Consider the following 6,075-nt stretch of genomic DNA (forward strand, 5'->3'; position numbering starts at 1 on the left):
GCGGTGGGGTACGCGGACGGCCTGGATGTGCGGGCCAGCCGGGAGGCGGCGCAGCGCCTGCGGAACGAGCTGAACGCGGTGCTGGCCTGACGCGGCGCTGGGCGTGCAGCGAGGCAGCGCCGCGCTAGCCTGAGCGGGTCCGGCACTCCCCTTTCCCCTTCCACCCCCACGAGGTTTCCCATGACGACCTACCGCAGACTCGGCCGCAGCGGCCTGCACCTCTTTCCCCTGGGTCTGGGCTCCATGCAGTTCGGCTGGACCGCCGACGAGGCCGCGTCCTTCGAGCTGATGGACGCCTACCACGCGGCGGGCGGCAATTTCATCGACACCGCCGACATCTACACCACCTGGACCCCCGGCAACCCAGGCGGCGTCTCCGAGGAAATTATCGGGCGCTGGCTGAAGTCGCGCGGGCGCCGCGACGACATGGTGATCGCCACCAAGGTGCGCGGGCCGATGGGGGAGGGCGGGCGCGAGGGGCGGGAGAGCGTCCACCAGCGCGAGGGCCTGTCGCGCCGCTGGATTCTCAAGGCCTGCGAGGACAGCCTGCGCCGCCTCGGGGTCGACCACATCGACCTGTATCAGGCCCACTACATCGACAACCAGACGCCCATCGAGGAAACGATGGAGGCCTTCACCGAACTCGTGAAGCGCGGGTACGTGCGGTACCTCGGCGCGTCGAACTACTCGGCGTGGCGGCTGATGCAGGCGCTGTGGACGAGTGACCAAAGGGGGCTGGAGAGCTTCGTCAGCCTGCAACCCGAGTACAGCCTGCTCTCGCCCACGCGGGCCAACTTCGAGCGCGAGCTGGCGCGGGTCTGCGTGGAGTACGGGCTGGGGGTGATTCCCTGGAGTCCGCTGGGCGGCGGGATGCTGACCGGGAAGTACAGGCGCGGCGCTCCCCTCCCCGACAGCGTGCGGGCCGAGGGCAACGCGCGGGGCCGCTTCAGCGACCGCAACTTCGACATCGTGGAGACGCTGGAGGCGGTGGCCGCCCGCCACGGCGCGAGGCCCGCGCAGGTGGCCCTCGCGTGGATGCTCGCCCAGCCCGGCGTGACCGCGCCCATCATCGGGGCGAACAGCGTGGCGCAACTCACCGAGCTGCTGGGCACCCTCAGCCTCACCCTGACCCCCGACGACCTCGCCGAGATCAGCCGCGTGAGCGACTGGGAGCGGGCGCGGACGGAACTGGAGCGGTAGGGGGCCCCTCACCCCCTTGCTTCGCAAGGCCCCTCTCCCCACGAGAGGGGTTTTCTGCGCTTAGAGCATTGGACAGAATGACGGCCCCCGGGGAAGGGCGCCCCAGGTGCCTCCCCGAATGCCCAATGCTCTTCTTCAATTCGCTCGCTCTGCTGCGCAGCTTTGCAAGTCCGCTCGGCCAACGCATGCGGAAACCCACCGCATTCTTATGGCAAATGCTCTAAGCCTCCGGCGTCTCCTCCGCCTCCCCGTGCGCCTCCCGCAGCTTGCGCCAGCGCTCGGCCACCCGCGCCTCCCAGCCCTCGCCCGTGGGTTCGTAGAGGTTCAGCCGNGCCTCCGGCGTCTCCTCCGCCTCCCCGTGCGCCTCCCGCAGCTTGCGCCAGCGCTCGGCCACCCGCGCCTCCCAGCCCTCGCCCGTGGGTTCGTAGAGGTTCAGCCGCGTGCCGTCCGGCAGGTAGTTCTGCGCGAAGCTGCCCTCCGGGTCGTCGAAGTAGTAGGCGTAGCCCTTTCCGTAGCCCTGCCCCCGCATCAGCACCGTGGGGGCATTGCGGAGGTGCAGCGGGATGGGGAGGTTTTCGCCCTCGCGCACGGCGTTCAGCGCGTTCTTCCAGGCCACGTAGACCGAGTTGCTCTTGGGCGCGAGCGCGAGGTACACGACCGCCTGCGCGAGCGCGAGGTCGCCTTCCGGGCTGCCCAGAAACTCCGCCGTGTCGCGGGCGGCAACCGCCAGCCGCAGCGCCTGCGGATCCGCGAGGCCGATGTCCTCGGCGGCCATGCGGACGATCCGGCGGGCCACGTACATCGTGTCCGCGCCGCCCTCGATCATGCGGGCCAGCCAGTACAGCGAGGCGTCCACGTGCGACCCCCGCACCGACTTGTGCAGCGCGGAGATCAGGTTGTAGAAGTCCTCGCCGTTCTTGTCCATCGCGGGCAGATGCCGCCCGAACGCCTCCGTGACCGCTTCCGGCGTCACCGGGTCCGCGAGGGTGGCGGCCACTTCCAGCGTGGAGAGCGCCCGCCGCGCGTCTCCCTCCGCGAGGCGGGCGAGCAGGTCGAGGGCCTCGGGCTGGGCGGTCACCTCCGGCAGCCCGCGCGGGTCGCTCAGGGCACGCTCCAGCAGCCCGCGCACGTCCTCGTGCGAGAGCGGTTCGAGCACCAGCGTCCGCGCCCTTGAGCGCAGGGCGGGGTTGACCTCGAAGCTGGGATTCTCGGTCGTGGCGCCCACCAGGGTCAGCAGCCCCGACTCGACGTGGGGCAGCAGCGCGTCCTGCTGCGCCTTGTTGAAGCGGTGAATCTCGTCCAGAAAGAGGATGGTGCGCTGGCCCCGGCCCCGGAGCCGCTCGGCCTCGGCGACGGCCTCGCGTACGTCCTTGACGCCCGCCGACACCGCCGAGAGCGCGATGAAGTGGGCCCCGACCTCGCCCGCGATCAGCCGCGCCAGGGTCGTCTTGCCCACACCGGGCGGTCCCCACAGGATCAGCGATCCCAGCCGTCCCGACGCCAGCAGCCGGGTCAGCGGTTTACCCGGCCCCAGCAGGTGCGTCTGCCCCACGACCTCCGCGACGGTGCGCGGGCGCAGGCGTTCGGCCAGGGGGGCGGGGGGGTCGAAGAGGGTCACGGGGCAGAGCATAAGACGCGGTCCACCCGTAACGGGGCTCAGCAAGCTTGCGGAACCTTTCGGAGCCGGGCCGGGGGTAGCGGCCCTACACTCGGCCCATGCAGACCGTCCCCGAGGCCCTCGCCGGGCACCGTTCCATCCGCAAGTACCGGCCCGACCCCATCCCGCAGGCCATCATCGACGAGGTGCTGCACGAGGCCATCACGGGCACGTCTTCGTCGGGCAATCTCAACAGCTATTCGCTGGTCCTGACCCGCGATCCCCAGCGCAAGCGGCGGCTGTACGAGCTGCACGGGCGGCAGGACTTCGTGCTTCAGGCACCGCTGGTGCTGACCTTCTGCGCCGACTGGCACCGCACGCGGGCGTGGCTGCGGCGGCGCGGGGCGCGGGACAACTTCGGCAACCTGCTGGGCTACCACGTGGGGGCCTTCGACGCCGTGCTGCTCTCGCAGAGCGTGAGCCTGGGCTTCGAGGCGCGCGGGTATGGAATCTGCTACATGGGCACCACCCTGAACGCGATGCCCGAAATTGCCGGGTTCCTGAACCTCCCCGAAAGCTGCGTGCCCGTCACCAGCCTCGTCGTGGGCGTGCCCGACGAGGACCCCGCCAGGCGCGACCGCCTGCCGCTGCGGGCCTTCGTCCACGACGAGGAATACCGGGTGCCGGACGAGGCCGGGCTCGACGACCTCTACCGCGAGCGCGAGGTGCGCGGCTGGGAGCGCTACATGGCCGACCCCCGGCTGCGGGCAAAGGCCGAGGAGGGCGGCATCACGTCGCTGGCGCAGTTCTACACCAGCCCCCACAAGTACGACCCCGACCGCCACGCCGCCGACTCGGCCCGGATCGCGGCCTTCCTGGCGGGGCACGGCTTCCTGCCGGGAGACACGGAGTAACGGGTGGGCCGTATCCTCCCTGCTATGGACCCCGCTGAACGCTATATCCGCCTCGCCCACGCCATCGACGCGCACTCGGAAGGCTATATCGACGGTTACGGCGGCCCCCAGGACTGGGCCGACCGGACGAAACGCGACCCCGCCGAGCTGCACGAGGGGGCGGTGGCCCTGCTCGACGAGGTGGCGGGGGTGGAGGACGCCCCCCGGCGCGGCTTCCTGACCGTGCAGGCGCGGGCGATGGTCACGATGACCCGGCTGCTGCGCGGCGACAGGCTCCCGTACGCCGAGGAGGTGCGCGGCCTCTACGACATCGACCCCGTGCGGGCGGAGGAATCGGAGCTGGACGCGGCCCTGCGGACCCTGGACGCGGCGCTCCCTGGCTCCGGGACGCTGGAGGAGCGCGAGGAGGCGCTGCGGGCGCGGGTGGCGGTCCCGGTGGACGACATCCTGCGGGTGGCCGCCCCTATCCTCGCCGCGCTGCGGGAGCGCACCCGCGAACGCTTCGGGCTGCCGGAGGGCGAGGATTTCTCCATCGGGTTGGTCACGGACAAACCCTGGAGCGGCTACAACTGGCCGCTGGGCAACCTGCAAAGCCGCATCGACCTCAACACCGACCTTCCCGTGCTGCTGCCCGCCCTGCCCGACCTTCTCGCGCACGAGGGCTACCCCGGCCACCACACCGAGCACGCTGGCAAGGAGGCGCGGCTGGTGCGGGGGCGCGGCTGGTTCGAACATTCCATCCAGCTGATCAACGCGCCCGAGTGCGTGGTGTCCGAGGGCATCGCCACGAACGCGCTGCGGGCGCTGATGGGCCGTGAGGAGGTGGAGGCGTGGCTGACGGGCGAACTGGCCGCCCTCGCGGGCCTGGACCCCGACGACGTGCGGGCGTTCCTCGCCGCAGGCCGCGCCCGCGAGGGGCTCAAGCGGGTCAGCGGTACGGCCGCGCTGATGCTGCACGAGGACGGGCGTCCGGAGGCCGAGGTGCTCGACTTCATCCGCCACTACGCCCCCGCGAGCGAGGCCCGCGCCCGCCAGAGCCTGCGCTTTCTCTCGCAGCCGACCTTCCGGGCGTACATCTTCACCTACAGCGTGGGGGGCGACCTCGTGCGGGGCTGGATGGACCGCGAGGGGACCGCCGGATTCGCCCGGTTGCTGCGTGAACCGCTGACCCCGGGGCACCTGCGCGGAGAGGTGGCCTGAGATGGACTTTCCGGACCTGATCGCCCGCGAGGGCTTTCCGCCCGGTGTGACCGTCGAACGCCTGCCCGACCCCCACGGCGGGGTCTTTCGCGTCCGGACGGTGGACGGGGCGCGGGGGCTGGACCTCCTGCTGACCGGGGAGGCCGTGGAAATGTACGGCGAGGGACCGACCCTGGCGCTGGTGCTGCGGCAGTTGCGGCTGGCTGCTGAAGCCGGGTTGCCGGGGCAGGACGCGGCGGGCGGGTACGAGCGGCAGGTGTTCGTGGGGGACTGAGGGCAGACGGCGGGGGGTGGCGCCCGCCTACCGCATCCCGAACACGTCCCCCAGCGCCGCCCGCGCCGCCCAGTACCCGCTCATCCCGTGGATGCCCCCGCCGGGCGGGGTCGCGCTGGAGCAGAGGTAGACGCCGGGCACGGGCGTGCGGTAGGGCGTGGGCGTGGGCACCGGGCGGGCCAGCAGGCCGGGCAGATCACCCCGGCCCCCGTTCACGTCCCCGCCCCGGAACACCGGGCTGAGGGCTTCGAGCGCCCGCGCGTTCGTCACCCGCCGCCCCAGCACGAGGTCGCGGAAGCCGGGGGCGGCCCGCTCGATCTGCGCCTCGACCTGTTCGGCGTAGGTGTCGGGCGTGCCCGGCGGAACGTGCGCGTAGGCCCAGAAGGTATGCCTCCCGGCGGGCGCCCGCGTGGGGTCGAAGAGGGTGTGCTGGGCGGCCAGCACGTAGGGCCGCTCCGGTGCCACGCCCCGCGCGACCTCGGCCTCCGCCCGCGTGATCGCCTCCAGCCCGCCGCCCAGATGGACGGTCCCCGCCCGCCCCACCGCCGGGTCGCGCCAGGGGACCGGGCCGCTCAGCGCGTAGTCCAGCTTCAGCAGGCCGGGACCGTAGCGGTAGCGCTCCAGCCACGCCCGGTAGCCCGGCGTCACCCGGCTTCCCAGCAGCCCCAGCAACGCGGCGGGACTGGAATCCACCAGCACGGCGCGGGCGGGTGGGAGGTCCGCCGGGCGCCGCACGTCCACCCCCGTCTCGACCTCGCCGCCCAGGAAGCGCAGGTAACCCACCAGCGCGTCGGTCAGCGCCTGTGCGCCCCCACGCGGAAAGGGCCAGCCCACCCCGTGCGCCAGCGTGCCCAGGACCAGCGCCGCCGCGCCCGTTCCCGGCGTGGAGA

6 protein-coding genes are annotated in these 6,075 nt (G+C 72.3%); 4 read left to right on the forward strand and 2 right to left on the reverse strand.

Annotated features, from left to right (window positions below; all coding sequences use genetic code 11):
* The first annotated feature begins 180 nt into the window (after positions 1–180).
* A complete protein-coding gene (locus tag QOL99_RS14355; protein ID WP_285524820.1) occupies positions 181–1,200 on the forward strand; it encodes an aldo/keto reductase in 1,020 nt (339 codons plus the stop codon).
* A gap of 220 nt (positions 1,201–1,420) precedes the next feature.
* Here the strand turns inward: QOL99_RS14355 and QOL99_RS14360 are convergent, their stop codons facing one another.
* On the reverse strand, positions 1,421–2,830 hold the full coding sequence (locus QOL99_RS14360; RefSeq protein WP_456318863.1) for a replication-associated recombination protein A: 1,410 nt from the start codon (positions 2,828–2,830) through the stop codon (positions 1,421–1,423).
* 86 nt (positions 2,831–2,916) lie between these two features.
* Between QOL99_RS14360 and QOL99_RS14365 the strand changes: the two genes are divergently transcribed.
* The 3 genes from QOL99_RS14365 to QOL99_RS14375 are packed head-to-tail and all read left to right on the forward strand — an operon-like array spanning position 2,917 to position 5,185.
* Positions 2,917–3,711 (forward strand): nitroreductase family protein, encoded by a 795-nt coding sequence (locus tag QOL99_RS14365; RefSeq protein WP_285524824.1) that lies wholly within the window; start codon positions 2,917–2,919, stop codon positions 3,709–3,711.
* A gap of 24 nt (positions 3,712–3,735) precedes the next feature.
* Positions 3,736–4,911 (forward strand): hypothetical protein, encoded by a 1,176-nt coding sequence (locus tag QOL99_RS14370; RefSeq protein WP_285524826.1) that lies wholly within the window; start codon positions 3,736–3,738, stop codon positions 4,909–4,911.
* A gap of 1 nt (position 4,912) precedes the next feature.
* On the forward strand, positions 4,913–5,185 hold the full coding sequence (locus QOL99_RS14375; protein ID WP_285524828.1) for a hypothetical protein: 273 nt from the start codon (positions 4,913–4,915) through the stop codon (positions 5,183–5,185).
* A 27-nt stretch (positions 5,186–5,212) separates the two neighbouring features.
* Here the strand turns inward: QOL99_RS14375 and QOL99_RS14380 are convergent.
* Positions 5,213–6,075 (reverse strand): phytoene desaturase family protein (locus tag QOL99_RS14380; RefSeq protein ID WP_285524830.1); only part of this gene is annotated, 863 nt, incomplete at its 5' end.

The sequence above is a fragment of the Deinococcus rhizophilus genome (genome assembly GCF_030271215.1).
GTDB lineage: Bacteria > Deinococcota > Deinococci > Deinococcales > Deinococcaceae > Deinococcus > Deinococcus rhizophilus.

What these genes read in the sequence shown, in the direction of transcription:
- QOL99_RS14355 (WP_285524820.1), top strand. Translation starts at nt 181, where the DNA reads ATGACGACCTACCGCAGACTCGGCCGCAGCGGCCTGCACCTCTTTCCC.
- QOL99_RS14365 (WP_285524824.1), top strand. Translation starts at nt 2,917, where the DNA reads ATGCAGACCGTCCCCGAGGCCCTCGCCGGGCACCGTTCCATCCGCAAG.
- QOL99_RS14370 (WP_285524826.1), top strand. Translation starts at nt 3,736, where the DNA reads ATGGACCCCGCTGAACGCTATATCCGCCTCGCCCACGCCATCGACGCG.
- QOL99_RS14375 (WP_285524828.1), top strand. Translation starts at nt 4,913, where the DNA reads ATGGACTTTCCGGACCTGATCGCCCGCGAGGGCTTTCCGCCCGGTGTG.